This window comes from Mesorhizobium sp. B2-8-1 (assembly GCF_006440955.1).
GTDB lineage: Bacteria > Pseudomonadota > Alphaproteobacteria > Rhizobiales > Rhizobiaceae > Mesorhizobium.
Window position 1 is genome coordinate 545,159 of sequence record NZ_VFTX01000003.1, and the last position, 17,430, is coordinate 562,588.

Below are 17,430 nucleotides of genomic sequence, written 5' to 3' on the forward strand. Positions count from 1 at the left end.
ACGCTTTCATTTTGACAGAAGCCGTCATCGAGCTGAAAGACGTATCGCTGACATTGGGCGAAGGCGCCTCGTCCGTCCATGTGCTGAAGGGCGTCAGCCTCGATGTGGCGCGCGGCGAGGCGACCGGCATCATTGGACCGTCGGGGTCGGGCAAGTCGACGCTGCTCATGGTTCTCGCAGGTCTGGAAAGGGTCGATTCGGGCACGGTACGAATCGCCGGCGAGCTGCTCGACGGCAAGAGCGAGGATCAGATCGCATCGTTTCGGGGGCGAAACATCGGCATCGTGTTCCAGTCCTTCCATCTCATCCCCAATATGACGGCGCTCGAAAATGTCGCCGTGCCGCTGGAGCTGGCCGGTCATGCCGATCCGTTCTCGGTGGCGGAACGCGAGCTGGCGGCCGTCGGTCTGAGCGACCGCGTGACGCACTATCCCGGCGAACTTTCGGGCGGCGAGCAGCAGCGCGTCGCGATCGCCCGGGCGCTTGCGCCATCGCCGCGCATCCTCATCGCCGACGAGCCGACCGGCAATCTCGACCAGGCGACCGGTAGGCAGGTCGCCGACCTTTTGTTCGCCAAGGCGGCCGAGCGCGGCATGACGCTGGTGCTGGTCACGCATGATCCGGCGCTCGCGGCGCGCTGTTCGCGCCAGGTCTCTATGCGCTCCGGCAGGATCGAGGCGCCGGCGCCGACCAAGGCCATCGCCTGATGTCGCCGGCGCGGACGTTAAAACTCGCCGTCCGCTTCTCCTTGCGCGAGATGCGCGGCGGCCTGTCCGGTTTTCTGATCTTTCTTGCCTGCATCGCGCTCGGCGTCGCGGCGATCGGCGGCGTGAATTCGGTGGCCCGCTCGGTCAGTGCCGGCGTCGCCAACCAGGGCCAGACGCTGCTTGGCGGCGATCTGCGCTTCCAGCTTAACCAGCGCGACGCAAGCGAAGCCGAACGCGGCTTCCTCGATGGGCTGGGCACGATGTCGAGAACCGCCAGCATGCGTTCGATGGCGCGGCTTGCCGACGGCTCCGATCAGGCGCTGGTCGAGGCCAAGGCCGTCGACGAGGCCTATCCGCTTTACGGTGCGCTGGAAACCGAGCCGGCGCTGACGAAGCAGGAACTGTTTGGCGAACAGTTCGGTGTTTTCGGCGCGGCCGCGCCCGACCTGCTGTTCGAGCGGCTGCATGTGAAGCTCGGCGATCGGCTGAAGCTCGGAACCGCCACCTTCGAACTGCGCGCCAGGCTGGTCACCGAGCCCGATGCCGTGTCCGAAGGTTTCGGTTTCGCGCCGCGCCTGATGATCTCGACCGAGGGCCTGGTCGCGACAGGGCTGGTTCAGCCGGGCAGCCTCGTCGAGAATTCCTACAAGATCCGGCTGGCCGCCGACGCCGACGAGGCGCGGCTCAAGGCCATCCAGGACAAGGCTGCCAAGGATTTCCCGGAGTCCGGCTGGTCGATCCGCACGCGCAGCAATGCGGCCCCGGCGCTCTCTTCCAACATCGAACGCTTTTCGCAATTCCTGACCCTGGTCGGGCTGACGGCGCTGGTGGTCGGCGGCGTCGGCGTCGCCAACGCGGTGCGCGCCTATCTCGACGGCAAGCGCGGCGTCATCGCCACCTTCAAGAGCCTGGGCGCATCGGGCGGCTTCGTCTTTGCCGTTTACCTCGTGCAGATCCTGGTGATCGCGGCCCTCGGCATCGCCGCAGGTCTGGTGCTCGGCGCACTGATGCCCTTTGCCGCGAGCGCCGCGCTTCAGTCGGTCGTTCCGGTGCCGGCGCAAGGCGGCTTTTATCCCGGCGCTCTCGGCATGGCAGCGCTGTTCGGGCTGCTGGTGACGCTGGCCTTCGCGCTGCTGCCACTCGGTCGCGCCCGCGATGTGCCGGCGACCGCGCTGTTCCGCGAGATGGGACTGGAAGGCCGCGGTTTTCCACGCCCTGTCTATGTCGTTTCGGCGCTCGGCATCGCAGTGCTTCTTGCAGCGCTCGCCATCCTGTTTTCGGGCGACCAGCGCATCGCTTCGATTTTCGTCGGAGCCACCATCTTCGCCTTTCTGGTGCTGCGTCTGGTCGGCGCGCTTGTGCAATGGGCGGCAAGGAAGTGCCCGCGCGTGCGCTTCGTGGCGCTCAGGCTCGCCGTCGGCAACATCCATCGGCCGGGCGCGCTGACGCCGTCGGTGGTGCTGTCGCTGGGGCTTGGGCTGACGCTGCTGGTGACGCTGGCGCTGATCGACGGCAATCTGCGGCGGCAGATCTCCGGCAGCCTGCCGGAGCGGGCGCCGAACTTCTTCTTCGTCGATATCCAGAGCAGCGATGTCGACGGCTTCTCCAGTCTGATCAGCAAGGAGGCCCCGCAGGGGACGCTTGCCAAGGTGCCAATGCTGCGCGGCCGGGTGATGGCGCTGAACGGCGTTGCCGTCGACAAGGTCAGGGTGCCGGCGGAGGGCGCCTGGGTGCTGCGCGGCGATCGCGGCCTGACCTATGAGGCCAAGCAGCCGGACAACGCGACGCTGACCGAGGGCAGCTGGTGGCCGGCCGATTATACCGGCGAGCCGCTCGTCTCGTTTTCCGACAAGGAAGGCAAGGAAATCGGGCTGAAGCTCGGCGATACCGTCACCGTCAACGTGCTCGGCCGCAATGTCACGGCCAGGATCGCCAATTTCCGCCAGGTCGAATGGGAGACGATGGGCATCAACTTCGTCATGGTGTTCTCGCCCAACACATTTGCCGGCGCGCCGCATGGCTGGGTGGCGACGCTGACCGAAAAGAGCGTCACCGCGGCTGATGACGCCCGCATCCTCAATGCCGTCACCCGCGCCTTCCCGGCAGTCACTACGGTCCGCGTCAAGGACGCGCTCGACATCGTCAACCGTCTGGTCGGACAGCTCGGCGCGGCGATCAGGGCGGCGGCCGGCGTGGCACTGATCGCGTCGGTGCTGGTGCTGGCCGGCGCGCTCGCCGCCGGCAACCGGGCGCGCATCCATGACGCGGTGGTGCTGAAGACGCTCGGTGCGACGCGGCTGACGCTGATATCGGCCTTCTCGCTCGAATACATGCTGATCGGCCTCGCTACGGCGGTCTTCGCGCTCGCCGCCGGCAGTGCCGCCGCATGGTTCGTCGTCGCCCGCATCATGACATTGCCGTCGCATTTCATGCCGGAAGTGGCGGTGGCGACCATTCTCTTTGCGCTGGTCATCACCGTCGGCATCGGTCTCGCCGGCACCTGGCGGGTGCTCGGCCACAAGGCAGCGCCCGTGCTGCGAAACCTCTGAGTCCGCATCGGTTCCACCCCGCCGACGGCCGGCATTTGGTTAAATCGACGTAATGTTTCGCGGCCAAAGGGCTGGAAAACCGCGCCATGCGTGCCTCACGAAGCATTACACCCGGTTACGGTCTTGTTCTTGACGCGAATAACCATCATATTTCGCCGCAGGCATGCTGGAGTCCCGCCAGCGGCGCCTGGGTCCGGGTGGACCCGACACCGGACGGGGCAGAAGCAATAGAGGACCACAATGGCTGAACCCATTCGCAACTATCAGACGCGCGCCGTGCCCGGCGCCGCCGTCGACATCGATCAGGGCCTGCGCGCCTATATGATCAAGGTCTACAATTTGATGGGGCTTGGTCTCCTCATCACTGGTCTTGCCGCCGTCGGCACGATCATGCTGGCCACAACCACCGATCCGGCCTCGGCTGTCGCGACGCTGCCGAGCGGCGAGATGCTGACCTCGTTCGGCTACGCGATCTTCGGCTCGCCGCTGCGCTGGCTGGTGATGCTGGCCCCGCTGGCCGCCGTTCTGTTCCTGTCGTTCCGCGTCCAGTCGATGAGCGTGTCGGCGGCGCAGACGACGTTCTGGGTCTATGCGGGCCTGGTCGGCCTGTCGCTGTCGTCGATCTTCCTGGTCTACACCACCGCCAGCATCTCGCAGACCTTCTTCGCCACCGCCGCGGCCTTCGGCGCGCTGTCGCTGTTCGGCTACACGACCAAGCGCGACCTGACGGCGATGGGCTCGTTCCTGATCATGGGCGTGTTCGGCATCATCATCGCGATGGTCATCAACATCTTCCTGCAGTCGTCGGCGCTGTCCTTCGCCGTCTCGGCGATCGGCGTGCTGGTCTTCGCCGGCCTCACCGCCTACGACACGCAGAAGATCAAGGAGATGTATTTCGAGGGCGACGCCTCCGACGTCGCTGGCCGCAAGGCCATCATGGGCGCGCTGACGCTCTATCTCGACTTCATCAACCTGTTCATGTTCCTGCTCCAGTTCATGGGCGACCGCCGCTAAGGGCTGGTCCGCGTCATGGTCTGACTGGACCATCGGGTTTGGAAGGGGCGGCCCAACGGCCGCCCTTTTCTTTTGCGCCGACCTTTGCTGTTATTGCAGGCAGACAAAGAGGCCTGCATAAAGAATGAGCACTATCGTTATACGGGCCGCACGCGCGGCCGACCTCGACACCATTACGCAAATCTATGCCGACGCTGTGACCCGCGGCACGGCGAGCTACGAGCTGGAGCCGCCAGGTCGCGCCGAAATGGGCACGCGATTCGACACGCTCCAGGCCGGCGGCTTCCCTTACCTTGTGGCGGAAAAGGATGGCGCCGTGCTCGGCTATGCCTATGCCGGTCCCTTCCGGCCGCGCCCGGCCTATCGCTTTGTCGTCGAGGACTCCGTCTATGTCGCGCCTGATGCCAAGGGCCAGGGTGTCGGCCTCAAACTGATGCAAAGCCTGATCGCGGCCGCCGAGGCTGCGGGCTTTTGCCAGATCGTCGCGGTGATCGGCGATGGCCATCCCGACAGCGCTTCCGTCAAGCTGCACGAAAAGCTCGGCTTTCGTCATTCCGGCCGCCTCGAAGGCTCCGGCTACAAGCACGGCCGCTGGCTGGACACGGTGTTCATGCAACTGGCGCTGAACGGCGGGGCATCCGCCCCGCCCGATCCGGAATCATTGCCGGAGCGGAAATTCCGTCAAGAAAAGTAATGGCTTAGATGAGCCCAAGACTGAGGCCAACCGAAGCAATTGCGCCGCTGTTTCAGGCCTCGACCAGCTTCAACTTGCTGTCGAAGACGCCGAGCACACGGCCAAGCTCCTGCCCGCGCTTGAGGATGCGGCCGCCCGCGGCGATGACGGCGAAGGCGCCTTGTTTGCGTGCCAGCTTCGGGTCCTTGACGATCTGGAACAGCGGCACCTCGCTGGCCCGGCGGAACACCGAAAACACGGCCCTGTCGGTGAGATGATCGATAGCGTAGTCGCGCCATTCATTGGCGGCGACCATGCGCCCGTAGAGTTTCAGGATCTGGTCCAGTTCGCGCCGCTCGAAGCGCACCGGCTGGTCGAGGCGCGCACGGCGTGCCTCGTGGAGCGGGATCAGTATTGCGGATGCGTCGCCATCCTCCGTCCCGCCGCCATGATCGGTCATGCCTCGATCCTTCAAAAATGAATCTTTGCCAACCAAAATTGGCGCTTTCGCCATCGAATTGCAAGTGCCGGCGAAGCGGTGCGGACCCGCGCCATTTCCGTCGCGTCCAGTCACGTTTGCAAACGACATGTTGGAATTGGTGATGCTCCGCCACATTCTCGCCGTTTTTTATCCGCGCTCATGCCCCAATGTCCGACGAATTTACCGGCGTTGCCTGAGACGGTTCGGTCCGGCACCGGCTCGTAAACCCCAAGCCCCCCGCCCACGGGTCTGCGTCGGATCGAACCAACCTCGGTTTTTCCTCGGAAAGACCGGGTGCGACGATCCCAAAACCTAAATGACCGACGTCAGAAGCAAGCTGACGTCGGTTTTTTCATGTCTGGATCGCCGCTAAGGTGGATTTCCCGCCATAGGACGGTTTTCAGGCCGATCCGGTGCGACCGGCAGGATCGATGCGCGCCGAAATCTTGGCATGCCGTCCGCGCTTGCCAACGCTATCGCCACTTAATAAGGTGTTAAGTGAAACGGGAGCGGCAATGCCACGCATATCGGACTCCACGGTGAAAGAGGTGAATGGCACGGTCGCGGCCACCCCTGAGGCGGGCGGCGTCGGTCCCCGCATCAAGGCGCTGCGCATGGCAAGGCGCGTCTCGCTGCGCCGGTTGGCCGACATGACCGGCACGACGGCGAGCTTCATCAGCCAGCTCGAGCGCAATCTGTGCGGCGCCAACACAGGCACGCTGCTCAGGATCGCCGCCGCTCTCGATCTCGGCATCAACGACCTGTTCGAGGGCAGCAGCCGTCCGTTGCACAAGGTGCTGAGGCGCGCGGAACGACCTGTCGTTCCCGTCGGCGTGCGAGGCCGCAAGATGCTTTTGTCGCGGCGGCCGATCCATCAGTTCGAGGTTTATGCGGGGCATTTCGAGGTCGGCGGCTCGACCGGCGACGACGCCTATGTGCATGGCGGCGAGCATGAGATGTTCGTGGTGCTCAAGGGAACTGTCGAACTGACGCTTGCCGACGAGCGCCATCTGATGCGCGAAGGCGACAGCGTCGAATACGCGACCTCGGTGCCGCACCGCACGGTCAATGTCGGCGACACGCCGGCGGAGGTGCTCTGGATCATCGCGCCGCCGACCGCAGGCGCGCTGGAACTCGATCAGTACAGGCCCGGAAACCGCTCGCATCCGGGTGAATGAGAACAAATGCGAGCTCTGGAATGGGAGAGTTGAACATGAGAGTGAAATTTGCACATGCGGCGTGCCTGGGCGTGCTTCTGGCGGCGACGGCCGCGCTCGCGCAATCGAAGCCGGTTGCCGGAGAGGTGGCCGAAGGCTCGCTGAAGGGCAAGACCCTGACTTTCGTGTCCTATGGCGGCATCTACCAGGACGGCCAGGCGGCAGCGCTCAAGGAGTTCGTGGACAAGTCGGGCGTCAAGCTGCTCAATGACGGCCCGACCGAGATCGCCAAGCTGCAGGCGCAGGTCGAGTCCGGCAATGTGACATGGGACGTTGTCGATACCGACGATCTGCCGCCTTATGTCTATTGCGGCAAACTGTTCCAGAAGCTGGACTTCACCAAACTCGACGTCTCGAAAATTCCCGAGGGCCAGGTCGGCGAGTGCTCGGTGCCGGCGATGAACTACGGCGTCGTGCTGATGTACAACACCGAAAAGTACAAGGACAATCCGCCCAAGAGCTGGGCCGACTTCTTCGACACGCAGAAATTCCCCGGCGTGCGCGGAATCGACGGCTCCGGCAGCCCGACCGGTGGCTTGCTGGAACAGGCGTTCAAGGTTGCCGGCGGGGACCCCAAGGCGATGACGGTGGCCGATATCGACAAGGCCATCGATGTGGTTCGCAAGCTGGGCCCCGATACCATCTTCTGGAAGACGGGTGCAGAATCGCAGCAACTCGCCGAATCCGGCGAGGCCGACATGCTGATGATGTGGACAGGCCGCGCCATGACCGCGGTCAAGAACGGCGCCAAATACGCACCGGCCTGGCAGGACTGGCTGGTGGTGATGGATCAGATGACGATCCCCGTCGGCGCCAAGGACACGGAGGCATCCTACGCGCTGCTCAACGCCTATCTTGGCAAGCACGCGCAGGAGGTGTTGACGGAGCAAACGTCTTACACGCCGATCAACAGTGAAGCGCAGCCCAAGGTCGACGCTTCCGTCTCCGCTTTCCTGACCAACACGCCCGAACGCCAGAAGCAGGGCTACAAGCAGAACTTCAAGTTCTGGGTCCCGAACTTCGCGGTGGCGCAGGAGAAGTGGTCCGCGCTGATGTCCGGCAACTGACCGGCTGAGGGAGACCAAGGCCGTGAGCGTGTCCAAGCCAGCCATTCCGGCCGCCGAAAGGCGCCGGGCATGGCGGCCGTTCGCGCTCGCGCTGCCGGCGCTGGTCCTGCTCTTCGCGGTGATTGGCTATCCGCTGCTCACCATCGTCGTGCGCAGCCTGTCGGAGCCGCAGTGGGGCCTGCAGAACTATATCTGGTTCTTCGGCGCGCCCGTCAACCTAGCCGTGCTCCGGCGGACCTTCCTCATTTCAGCATGGGTCACGCTGGTCTGCGTGGTTTGCGCCTATCCCTATGCCTATCTGATGACCGCGGTCCGACCACGCGTGCGCTTGGTGCTGCTGCTATGTGTGTTGATCCCGTTTTGGGTGAGCGGCGTGGTACGCACTTTGTCCTGGGTGATACTGCTGCAGGATTCGGGGGTCATCAACTCGATCCTGCGGGCGCTCGGGTTCGGTGGCATCAGGCTGATCCGCACTCAGACGGGCGTGGTCATCGGCATGGCGCAGGTGCTTTTGCCTTTCATGATCCTGCCGCTCTATTCGGTCATGAAAGGCATCGATCTCAGGCTGATGCAAGCCGCGCGGAGCCTCGGGGCGAGACCCTCGCGCGCGTTCCTCACGGTGTATCTGCCGCTGTCGCTGCCTGGCGTCTATGCCGGTGCGATCATCGTCTTCATCCTGGCGCTCGGCTTCTACATCACGCCGGCCCTGCTCGGCGGACCGCGCTCGACGATGCTGTCGACGCTGGTGCAGACACAGGTGCTCAGTCTCCTGCAATGGGGCAGGGGCGGCGCCATGGGCGTGGTGCTGCTCGTCACGACCTTCGTGCTGCTGGCGCTTGCCGCGCCCGTGATGCGGTCCAGCCATCGGCAAGCGGGGCGGCCCTGATGGAGATGAAGCCGCTTACCCGCCTCATGCTGGGCCTTGTCTGCCTGCTGGTAGCCATATGGTTGGTGGCACCGACGCTCGTCGTGGTGCCGATGTCATTCAACGAGAACAAATCGCTGGCATTTCCACCCCAGGGCTTCTCCTGGCAATGGTACGAAAATTTTGTCACCAATCCGGATTGGTCGACCAGCTTCCTCAACTCACTGAGGGTCGCATCGATCGTTGCGGTTCTGGCAACGGTGCTCGGCACCCTTGCCGCCTTCGGCCTCGACCGCATGCAGGCGCGGCCGGCAAACCTCCTGCGCATGCTGATGCTGACGCCGATGGTGGTGCCGGGCGTGGTCCTGGCCATCGGCATCTACGCCGTCTATCTCGACACGCGGCTTGTCGGCACGCTGCTCGGCTTCGTGCTGGCGCACACCATCCTTGCGCTGCCTTTCGTGCTGATCGCCGTTTCGGCCAATCTCGAAGTGTTCGACAAGCGGCTGGAGACAGCCGCGGCGAGCCTGGGCGCAGGTTCGCTCACCACGTTCCGCACGGTGACGCTGCCGCTGATTGCCCCTGGGGTACTGTCCGGCCTGCTGTTCGCCTTCGCCACCTCCTTCGACGAGATCGTCGTGTCGCTGTTCATCACCAATCCCTATCTCAAGACGTTGCCGGTGCAGATCTTCGCTTCCATCACGCGCGACGCCGATCCGACGGTCGCGGCCGTCGGCACGATCCTCTTATGCGCAACGACACTGCTGATCGGCGGCGGCATGCTGCTTCTTGGCCGTGAGCGGAAGGGAGGCTTATGAATCGGAAAGCGGAAAATCGTGGTGCGGCGATCGACCTGGAGTCGGTAAGCAAGGCCTATGGTTCCTTCAAGGCGCTCGACGGCGTGTCGCTGCGAATCGAGCCGGGTGAATTCATGACGCTGCTCGGCCCGAGCGGCTCAGGCAAGACGACGACGCTGAACGTGATCGCCGGCTTTACCGACCTGACCAGCGGCAAGCTGCTGGTCGGGGAAAAGAGCGTGGTCGGCGTGCCGGCGCACAAGCGCAACATCGGCGTGGTCTTCCAGCACTATGCACTGTTCCCGCACATGACGGTCGGCCGCAATGTCGCCTATCCGCTGAAGCTGCGCGGCGTCACCGGGGCAGAACGCGAACGCCGCGTCCGCCACGCGCTCGACATGGTCAAGATGGCCGATTTCGGCCATCGCTTTCCAAGCGAGCTTTCGGGCGGCCAGCAGCAGCGCGTGGCGCTGGCCCGCGCCATCGTCTTCGATCCGCCGCTGCTGCTGATGGACGAGCCGCTCGGCGCGCTGGACAAGAAACTGCGCGAATGGCTGCAGCTCGAGATCAAGCGCATCCACCGCGAACTCGGCACCACCTTCGTCTATGTGACGCACGACCAGGAGGAGGCGTTGGTGCTCTCCGACCGCATCGCCGTGTTCAACCGCGGCGGCATCGAGCAGATCGGCACCGGCCGCGAACTCTACGACGAGCCGGCGACGCTTTTCGTCGGCAAGTTCATCGGCGATTCCACCGTGCTGCGCGGCCCCGCCGCCACTTCCGGCAAGGAGACGGCGATCGAGATATCAGGCCAGAGAGTGGCGACCGCCAAGCGTCTCGCCAATGGCGGCAAGCCGGTGATGCTGCTGCGTCCCGAAAAGCTGGCGCTTGCGCGTCGCGGCGGCGGCGGGGATGGCCGCAACCGGCTCGCCGGGCGTATCGGCGAGGCCATCTATCTCGGCTCCGGCTCCAAATACGAGGTGGAGCTCGCCGACGGCTCGAAAGCCATCGTGCGATCGACGCTCGAGGCGGACACCTTTGCCATTGGAGACGAGGTCGACGTGCTCTTCGCCGGCGGCGACGTGAAGCTGCTCGCCGATGACGACAAGGCCGACCTGACGCTTACCTGAAACAGAGCGACCTCGCCGTTCCATGGAAAACGACGGGGCCGCCTCCTCTCTTGGTTTTGAACGCAGTTCCGGACGGGAAACCGCTCCACACTTTTCTGGAATCGCACGGAGAACGGATCACAAGATGCAAGCCCAGCGCAATGGCGACGTGTCGTTCTGGTATGCCGACATAGGCGGCCCGCCGGCCAGCCGCCCGCCCCTGCCCGGCGACATCGAGGCCGATGTCTGCATCGTCGGCGCCGGCTATACCGGACTGTGGACGGCCTATTATCTGAAGAAGGCAGAGCCCGCGTTGCGCATCGCCATCGTCGAAAAGGAGTTCGCCGGCTTCGGTGCCTCGGGCCGCAATGGCGGATGGCTGTCCGGCGGCTTCAGCTGGTCGCGCGAGAAATATGCAAAAACCTCCTCGCGCGGGGCGGTGATCGACATGCAGCGCGCCATGTCCGGCACGGTCGACGAGGTGATCGCGATTGCCGCTGCCGAAGGGATCGACGCCGACATCCGCCGCGTCGACAACATCACCGTCGCCACCAACGCCGCGCAGCTTGAGCGCGCCAAAGCCGAGTACGAAGAGGCCCGGCACTGGGAAATGCCGCCGGAGCGGTTGGCCTTCCTCGGTGCGCAGGAAGCGCGCGAGCGCATCGCCATCGACAATGTATTGGGCGCCTTCGTCGTGCGCGACGTCGCGCGCGTGCAGCCGGCCAAGCTGGTGCAGGGTCTGGCGGCGGCGGTCGCGCGGCTCGGCGTCGCCATCTACGAACAGACGCAGGTGCTGGCGCTCGAGAAGGGCAAGGTCACCACCGACCGCGGCGTCGTGCGCGCCGAAAAGATCGTGCGCGCCACCGAGGGCTTCACCGCCGGCATTGCCGGCTACGAGCGTCTCTGGCTGCCGCTGAACAGCGCCATCGTGGTGACCGAGAAGCTGCCGCAGAAGCTCTGGGACGAAATCGGCTGGAGCGGCTACGAGGTGCTGGGCGATGCCGCGCATACCTACTGCTATGCGCAGCGCACGCGGGAAGGCCGGATCGCCATGGGCGGCCGGGGCGTGCCCTACCGCTTCGGATCGCGCACCGACACGCGCGGCAAGACACAACAGGCGACCATCGACCAGCTGCACGAGATCCTGACCAGGCTGCTGCCGCAGACCAAAGGCGTGCGGCTCGACCATGCCTGGTGCGGCACGCTCGGCGTGCCGCGCGACTGGTGCACGACGTGCGGCTTCGATCGCGAAAGCGGCATGGGCTGGGCCGGCGGCTATGTCGGGCTCGGCGTTTCCAGTTCGAACCTGTCCGGCCGCACCTTGCGCGACCTGGTGCTCGGACACGACACGGAGCTGACCCGGTTGCCCTGGGTCAACCGCACGGTGAAGAAATGGGAGCCGGAGCCGCTGCGCTGGCTCGGCGTCCACGCCATGTACCAGCTCTACCGCATCGCCGACCGGCGGGAGGCAAACGGCCTGGGGCGGACGTCGCGCCTCGCCGCTTTCGCTGATCGCCTGACCGGCCATTGAGGCAGGTCACTCAAACGCGATTCCGTTTGGTCGACAGGCAGGAATGGAGACCGACAGCGCGTCGCATCATTTCCGTTTTCGGCGGCGCGCTTCAGAGCCTTCGATCGAACGGCGCATCGGAACCGGGGCGGTGAATGAAGGCGGCGCCCAGGATGGGCCCTGGCAGGCCGTCCTTGCCGACGGACTGCAAAAGCACGGCGCAGCCGCCCTTCTTGGAAATCTCACTCATCGGCAATTCGTAGCGCTGCGCCTTGCCGTGCCAGATGCCCGCTGTCTGGATGCCGGTCACCGCGTTCCAATAGGTCATCTTGCGGCCCGTGTTCTCGCCCTGGCCGATCGTGACCGTCTGCGGCGGCTCGAAATAGACGATGACGACATGAGCATCGCTGGGACCGGTCCCGCCATCGCCGGCATCGATCATGACGCGGTCGCTGGTCCGGCTGACCTTGATGGCGACCCGCATGTCTTCGCCGATCCTTGCCATGCGGGCGAGTTGGCCATCGACCTCGCCGCGATTGGCGCCGTTCACATGGACCCGGCCGTTGATGACCGCCTGCGGCGTATAGACTGAGCGGTTGCCGAAGGCCCGCATATACTCATATTGCCGCTCGGTGTTTTCCTTGCTGCTCAGCGTGTCCCGCCAGCCGAGATAATCCCAATAACCGACGTGATAGGAGAGCGCGACAAGATCCTGCCTGGCGGCAAGTTCGGAGAAGAAGGCGTCGGCAGGCGGGCAGGAACTGCAGCCTTGGCTGGTGAACAGCTCGACCACGCCCACGGGCCTGTCGCCCTGGGGCTTGTCGGCCGGGAGCCTGCCGGACTCGCCGGCGTGCCCGGCACCGGCAAACGCCGAGAAGGCCAGCGCGAACGCTGCCAGCCACAATGATCTACGCGAGGCCATGACCATTCCAATTCCCGCCGGTGATGCCGGCTTTGTTTTGATTGGCTGAAATATGTGGCAGAACCGGAAGTCAACGGGAAGTCACGTTGCGGTGAAATTTTGCCATTGCAAGCCTGGGTAGGGCGGCAATAGGAGAAGCCCACTGCATTTCAACCGGCGGTTCGATTCGGGGGCGGGATCATCATCATGTGGCAAAGTTTCCTGGCTCCAGTCGATCTCTATTGCGAGCGAACGGGTCCTGAACTTTGGGCCGAGCCGGTGAATGCTTTGACCAACCTGGCTTTCATTGCCGCGGGACTATGGGGCGTCCGCGAAGTGCGGCGATGCAGGACCGGCATTTTCGCCGAGGTCCTGGCCTGGTGGGTGGTGGCGATCGGCGTCGGCTCGACGATCTTTCACATCTTCGCTACCAAGGGAACGGTCTGGGCAGACGTGGTGCCGATCGCCGGCTTCACGCTGGCCTACACGCTGTTCAACCTGCGCCGCTTCCTGCGCCTGGAATGGGGCAAGGCGATCGCGATCTTCGTCGTTTTCTATGCCGTTGTCGGAGCGATGACTCTGGCCGTACCGGATTGGCTGCGCCAGGCGTCGAACGGCACCACAGGCTACCTGCCGCCGTTCCTGGCGCTCGCCTTCTTCGGTGTCTGGGTGGCGGCCAGCGGCAATCGCGCCGGCTGGTATAATCTGGCCGGATCGGCGATCTTCGTGCTGTCGGTCATCTGCCGCATGGTCGATCCGCTGGTCTGCACCAGCTTCCCGCTCGGCACGCACTTCCTCTGGCACCTGCTCAACGGGCTGATGCTGGGCGTGCTGCTGGCCGCCGCGGCGCGCTACGGCGCGCCACAGCGAGGCAGTAGGCAGTAGGTCCTATTTCCTACTGCCTAAGCCCTACTCCCTTGCCGCTACGCGGCAAGATCGCGCAACACGTACTGCAAAATGCCGCCGTTCTTGAAGTAGTCGAGTTCGTCAAGCGTATCGATGCGGCAGATGATCGGCACCTTCTTCACCGTGCCGTCGCCATAGGTGATCCTGGCTTCCATCTTCTGGCGCGGCTTGAGGGCGTCCAGGCCGTCGATCTCGACCAGCTCATCCCCTTTCAGGTTGAGCGAAGCCCATGAGGTGCCTTCCTCGAAGACGAAGGGGATGACGCCCATGCCGACCAGGTTGGAGCGGTGGATGCGCTCGAAGGACTGGGCGATGACCGCGCGGACACCAAGGAGATTCGTTCCCTTGGCCGCCCAGTCGCGCGACGAGCCGTTGCCGTATTCGACGCCGGCGAAGATGACCAGCGGCACGCCTTCCTTCTTGTATTGCATCGCCGCGTCGTAGATCGATTCCTCTTCCTTCGACGGGTAATGGATGGTGTGGCCGCCTTCCCTGCCATTCTCGCCCAGCATGTGGTTGCGGATGCGGATGTTGGCGAAGGTGCCGCGCATCATCACCTCATGGTTGCCGCGGCGCGTGCCGTACTGGTTGAAGTCGGCAACGCCGACGCCATGCTCGGTAAGGTATTTGCCGGCCGGCGATGCGGCCTTGATCGAGCCCGCTGGCGAAATGTGGTCGGTGGTGATCTTGTCGCCGAACAAGCCCAGCACGCGGGCGCCCTTGATGTCGCCGATCTTGCCGAAGCCCGTGGTCATGCCGGCGAAATAGGGCGGGTTCTGCACATAGGTGGAATTGTCGTCCCAGGCATAGGTCTGGCCTTCCGGCGCCTTGACGTTCTGCCAGTTCTCATCGCCCTTGAAGACGTCGGCATATTTGCGGGCGAACAGCTCGCGCGTCACGTTCTTCTCGATGAATTCCTGGATTTCCGCCGAGCTCGGCCAGATATCCTTGAGGTAGACCGGCTTGCCGTTCCTGTCCTCGCCGAGCGGCTCGGTAGTCAAGTCTTTCGTCACCGTGCCGGCCAGCGCGTGCGCCACGACCAGCGGCGGCGAGGCGAGATAGTTGGCCTGCACGTCGGGCGAGACACGGCCCTCGAAGTTGCGGTTGCCGGAAAGCACCGCGGCGGCAATCAAACCCTTATCGTTGATGGTCTTGGAGATCGGCGCCGGCAGCGGGCCGGAATTGCCGATGCAGGTGGTGCAGCCGAAGCCGACCAGGTTGAAGCCGATCTGGTCGAGCTCCTTCTGCAGGCCGGATTTCTCGAGATATTCGGCGACCACCTGGCTGCCTGGCGCCAACGAGGTCTTCACCCAGGGCTTCTGCTTGAGGCCGAGGCGATTGGCGTTGCGGGCGAGCAGGCCGGCGCCGATCAGCACGCTCGGGTTCGAGGTGTTGGTGCAGGAGGTGATGGCGGCGATGACGACGTCGCCATGGCCGAGATCATGGCCGGTGCCTTCGACGGCGTAGCGCTTCGAGATTTCAGCCGCCTTCTTGTATTCGGTGTCCATAGCCTTGACGAAGCCGGCCGGGATGCCTTCCAGCGCGACGCGGCCCTCTGGGCGCTTCGGGCCGGCCATCGACGGCACGACGTCGCCGAGATCGAGCTCCAGCAAGTCGGTGAAGACCGGGTCGGCGGAGCCTGCGTCACGCCACATGCCTTGCGCCTTGGAGTAGGCTTCGACCAGCGCGATGCGGCTTTCCTCGCGGCCCGACATTGTGAGGTAGCGGATGGTCTCGCTATCGACCGGGAAAAAGCCGCAGGTGGCGCCATATTCAGGCGCCATATTGCCGATGGTGGCGCGGTCGGCCAGCGTCATATTGGAGAGACCGGGACCGAAGAATTCGACGAACTTGCCGACGACGCCCTTCTTGCGCAGCATCTGGGTGACGGTGAGCACGAGGTCGGTGGCGGTGACGCCCTCCTTCAGCTTGCCGGTGAGGCGGAAGCCGATGACCTCGGGCAAAAGCATGGAGACGGGCTGGCCGAGCATGGCCGCCTCGGCTTCGATGCCGCCGACGCCCCAGCCGAGCACGCCGAGGCCGTTGATCATTGTGGTGTGCGAATCGGTACCGACGCAGGTGTCGGGATAAGCGGTCGTTTCGCCGTCCTCGGTGTTGGTCCACACCACCTGGCCGAGATATTCGAGGTTGACCTGATGGCAGATGCCGGTACCGGGTGGCACGACGCGGAAATTGCGGAACGCCTGCTGGCCCCATTTCAGGAACTTGTAGCGTTCCTCGTTGCGCTCATATTCGAGCTCGACATTGCGCGCGAAGGCCATCGGCGAGCCGAACTCGTCGACAATGACGGAATGGTCGATGACGAGGTCGACCGGCACCAGCGGGTTGATCTTTTGCGGGTCGCCGCCGAGCGAGGCCATTGCGTCGCGCATCGCCGCCAGGTCGACCACCGCCGGAACGCCGGTGAAATCCTGCATCAGGACACGGGCAGGGCGATAGGCAATCTCGACGCCGGCCGTCCCCTTGTCGGTCAGCCAGCCGGCGACGGCCTTGATCGAGTCCTTGGTGACGGAGCGGCCGTCCTCGTTGCGCAGAAGGTTCTCCAGCAGAACCTTCATCGAATAAGGCAATTGGGCGATGCCGGTGAGCCCGTTCTTCTCGGCCTCGACGAGGTCGAAATAGGTATATTCGGCGTCGCCCGCTTTCAGCGTGCGGCGGCAATTGAAACTGTCGAGGGATTTTGACACGTGCGATCCGTCCTTGTCTGTTCAGCCTGAAAGGGAACGGACGCCGATGGCATGCAATCACGCGCAAAGGTGCGGGTACGGCCATTTCCGCTGTCCGCTCCCAAGCAACCCGAGCCGTTCAAGGCGGCGCGTGCGCTGGTTCGGCGCTAGTTCTGTTCCCGCGCCGACCGCTGGCACGGATGCACCGCATATAGAGAATTTTCTGGAATAGTTCTAGACAGTTAAAAAGCAAATTTGTGCGATGCGGCAGGGGCCGAGGCGGATTGTTTCAGGGCGGGCGAGGGATGCGGCTTATCGCCGAAAATCTGGGCGGCGAACGCGGCGGCGAGACGGTGTTTTCGGGCATTGGCTTTGAGCTCGATCAAGGCCAGGCGCTTGTCGTCACCGGGCCGAACGGATCAGGCAAATCGACCTTGCTCAGGATCGTCGCCGGACTGCTGCCGAAGGCTGAAGGCAATTTGCTGATCGAGGGCGGCGGCGATGAATTTCCGTCGATCGCTTCGGCCTGCCACTATCTCGGCCATCAGAACGCAATGAAAATGGCGCTCAGCGTGACGGAAAACCTGCGCTTCTGGCGCGACTTCAACGGCGGTGGATCCTTCGGCGTCGAGGAGGCGCTGGAGACGGTCGGACTGGGCGGCATCGGCCATCTGCCGTTCGGCTATCTCTCGACCGGGCAAAGACGACGCGCGGCGATTGCGAAACTGCTGCTCAGCCACCGGCCGATCTGGCTGCTCGACGAGCCGACGGCGGGTCTGGACAAGGATTCGGAGGCGCGATTCGCGGGATTGATGAGGGGGCATTGTTCCGAGGGCGGGATGATCGTCGCGGCAACGCATCTGCCGCTCGGGATCGAGGGGGCGACGGAATTGAGGATGGGGGAGTAATGCCGAGCTTGAACACCCCCCTCTGTCCTGCCGGACATC

Annotated in this window: 15 protein-coding genes; 12 read left to right on the plus strand and 3 right to left on the minus strand. The window is 64.3% G+C overall.

The genetic code is table 11. The features are described 5' to 3' along the window. Nucleotides 1–11 precede the first annotated feature (11 nt). The 4 genes from FJ428_RS11085 (at nt 12) to FJ428_RS11100 (ending at nt 4,964) form a co-directional block, all read left to right on the plus strand. Nucleotides 12–707 (plus strand): ABC transporter ATP-binding protein, encoded by a 696-nt coding sequence (locus FJ428_RS11085; RefSeq protein WP_140879435.1) that lies wholly within the window; start codon nt 12–14, stop codon nt 705–707. Continuing rightward, a complete protein-coding gene (locus FJ428_RS11090) occupies nt 707–3,256 on the plus strand; it encodes an ABC transporter permease (protein ID WP_140879437.1) in 2,550 nt (849 codons plus the stop codon). Before FJ428_RS11085 ends, FJ428_RS11090 begins: the two co-directional genes overlap by 1 nt. Nucleotides 3,257–3,496: 240 nt before the next feature. Further along, nucleotides 3,497–4,270, plus strand: coding sequence for a Bax inhibitor-1/YccA family protein (locus FJ428_RS11095; RefSeq protein WP_140492223.1), 774 nt, complete (start codon nt 3,497–3,499; stop codon nt 4,268–4,270). A 124-nt stretch (nt 4,271–4,394) separates the two neighbouring features. After that, a complete protein-coding gene (locus tag FJ428_RS11100) occupies nt 4,395–4,964 on the plus strand; it encodes a GNAT family N-acetyltransferase (RefSeq protein ID WP_140628263.1) in 570 nt (189 codons plus the stop codon). 52 nt (nt 4,965–5,016) lie between these two features. Here the strand turns inward: FJ428_RS11100 and FJ428_RS11105 are convergent, their stop codons facing one another. Continuing rightward, nucleotides 5,017–5,403: a DUF2794 domain-containing protein gene (locus tag FJ428_RS11105; RefSeq protein WP_140514020.1), complete on the minus strand. Its 387-nt coding sequence runs from the start codon at nt 5,401–5,403 to the stop codon at nt 5,017–5,019. Between the two features lie 536 nt (nt 5,404–5,939). Here FJ428_RS11105 and FJ428_RS11110 point away from each other — a divergent pair. From FJ428_RS11110 to FJ428_RS11135, 6 genes are all read left to right on the plus strand, one after another. Further along, the gene (locus FJ428_RS11110) at nt 5,940–6,602 is read left to right on the plus strand and encodes an XRE family transcriptional regulator (protein WP_140879439.1); all 663 of its coding nucleotides are present in this window, start codon (nt 5,940–5,942) and stop codon (nt 6,600–6,602) included. A 35-nt stretch (nt 6,603–6,637) separates the two neighbouring features. After that, complete coding sequence (locus tag FJ428_RS11115) at nt 6,638–7,708, plus strand: extracellular solute-binding protein (RefSeq protein WP_181165196.1); 1,071 nt, start codon at nt 6,638–6,640, stop codon at nt 7,706–7,708. 22 nt (nt 7,709–7,730) lie between these two features. Further along, nucleotides 7,731–8,594, plus strand: a complete 864-nt coding sequence (locus FJ428_RS11120; RefSeq protein WP_140879440.1) for an ABC transporter permease — start codon at nt 7,731–7,733, stop codon at nt 8,592–8,594. Further along, nucleotides 8,594–9,391: an ABC transporter permease gene (locus FJ428_RS11125; RefSeq protein ID WP_140514017.1), complete on the plus strand. Its 798-nt coding sequence runs from the start codon at nt 8,594–8,596 to the stop codon at nt 9,389–9,391. Before FJ428_RS11120 ends, FJ428_RS11125 begins: the two co-directional genes overlap by 1 nt. Further along, complete coding sequence (locus tag FJ428_RS11130) at nt 9,388–10,500, plus strand: ABC transporter ATP-binding protein (protein WP_140662687.1); 1,113 nt, start codon at nt 9,388–9,390, stop codon at nt 10,498–10,500. The genes FJ428_RS11125 and FJ428_RS11130 overlap by 4 nt, the downstream gene beginning before the upstream one ends. 124 nt (nt 10,501–10,624) lie before the next feature. Further along, nucleotides 10,625–12,010 carry an FAD-binding oxidoreductase gene (locus tag FJ428_RS11135; protein ID WP_140625375.1) on the plus strand — a complete coding sequence of 462 codons (1,386 nt, stop codon included), beginning with the start codon at nt 10,625–10,627 and terminating at the stop codon, nt 12,008–12,010. Nucleotides 12,011–12,101: 91 nt separating this feature from the next. Here FJ428_RS11135 and FJ428_RS11140 read toward each other — a convergent pair whose 3' ends face one another. Further along, nucleotides 12,102–12,917, minus strand: a complete 816-nt coding sequence (locus FJ428_RS11140; RefSeq protein WP_140580207.1) for a thioredoxin family protein — start codon at nt 12,915–12,917, stop codon at nt 12,102–12,104. A gap of 180 nt (nt 12,918–13,097) precedes the next feature. Between FJ428_RS11140 and FJ428_RS11145 the strand changes: the two genes are divergently transcribed. Next, a complete protein-coding gene (locus FJ428_RS11145) occupies nt 13,098–13,775 on the plus strand; it encodes a ceramidase domain-containing protein (protein ID WP_140879441.1) in 678 nt (225 codons plus the stop codon). A 38-nt stretch (nt 13,776–13,813) separates the two neighbouring features. On the opposite strand, the gene acnA is transcribed toward FJ428_RS11145, so the two are convergent. Next, complete coding sequence (gene acnA, locus FJ428_RS11150) at nt 13,814–16,504, minus strand: aconitate hydratase AcnA (RefSeq protein WP_140879443.1); 2,691 nt, start codon at nt 16,502–16,504, stop codon at nt 13,814–13,816. A 284-nt stretch (nt 16,505–16,788) separates the two neighbouring features. Between acnA and ccmA the strand changes: the two genes are divergently transcribed. After that, nucleotides 16,789–17,391 (plus strand): heme ABC exporter ATP-binding protein CcmA, encoded by a 603-nt coding sequence (gene ccmA / locus FJ428_RS11155; RefSeq protein WP_140879444.1) that lies wholly within the window; start codon nt 16,789–16,791, stop codon nt 17,389–17,391. The last annotated feature ends 39 nt before the right edge of the window (nt 17,392–17,430 follow it).

What these genes read in the sequence shown, in the direction of transcription:
- FJ428_RS11090 (WP_140879437.1), top strand. Translation starts at nt 707, where the DNA reads ATGTCGCCGGCGCGGACGTTAAAACTCGCCGTCCGCTTCTCCTTGCGC.
- FJ428_RS11095 (WP_140492223.1), top strand. Translation starts at nt 3,497, where the DNA reads ATGGCTGAACCCATTCGCAACTATCAGACGCGCGCCGTGCCCGGCGCC.
- FJ428_RS11100 (WP_140628263.1), top strand. Translation starts at nt 4,395, where the DNA reads ATGAGCACTATCGTTATACGGGCCGCACGCGCGGCCGACCTCGACACC.
- FJ428_RS11105 (WP_140514020.1), bottom strand. Translation starts at nt 5,403, where the DNA reads ATGACCGATCATGGCGGCGGGACGGAGGATGGCGACGCATCCGCAATA.
- FJ428_RS11110 (WP_140879439.1), top strand. Translation starts at nt 5,940, where the DNA reads ATGCCACGCATATCGGACTCCACGGTGAAAGAGGTGAATGGCACGGTC.
- FJ428_RS11115 (WP_181165196.1), top strand. Translation starts at nt 6,638, where the DNA reads ATGAGAGTGAAATTTGCACATGCGGCGTGCCTGGGCGTGCTTCTGGCG.
- FJ428_RS11125 (WP_140514017.1), top strand. Translation starts at nt 8,594, where the DNA reads ATGGAGATGAAGCCGCTTACCCGCCTCATGCTGGGCCTTGTCTGCCTG.
- FJ428_RS11130 (WP_140662687.1), top strand. Translation starts at nt 9,388, where the DNA reads ATGAATCGGAAAGCGGAAAATCGTGGTGCGGCGATCGACCTGGAGTCG.
- FJ428_RS11135 (WP_140625375.1), top strand. Translation starts at nt 10,625, where the DNA reads ATGCAAGCCCAGCGCAATGGCGACGTGTCGTTCTGGTATGCCGACATA.
- FJ428_RS11140 (WP_140580207.1), bottom strand. Translation starts at nt 12,917, where the DNA reads ATGGTCATGGCCTCGCGTAGATCATTGTGGCTGGCAGCGTTCGCGCTG.
- FJ428_RS11145 (WP_140879441.1), top strand. Translation starts at nt 13,098, where the DNA reads ATGTGGCAAAGTTTCCTGGCTCCAGTCGATCTCTATTGCGAGCGAACG.
- ccmA (WP_140879444.1), top strand. Translation starts at nt 16,789, where the DNA reads ATGCGGCTTATCGCCGAAAATCTGGGCGGCGAACGCGGCGGCGAGACG.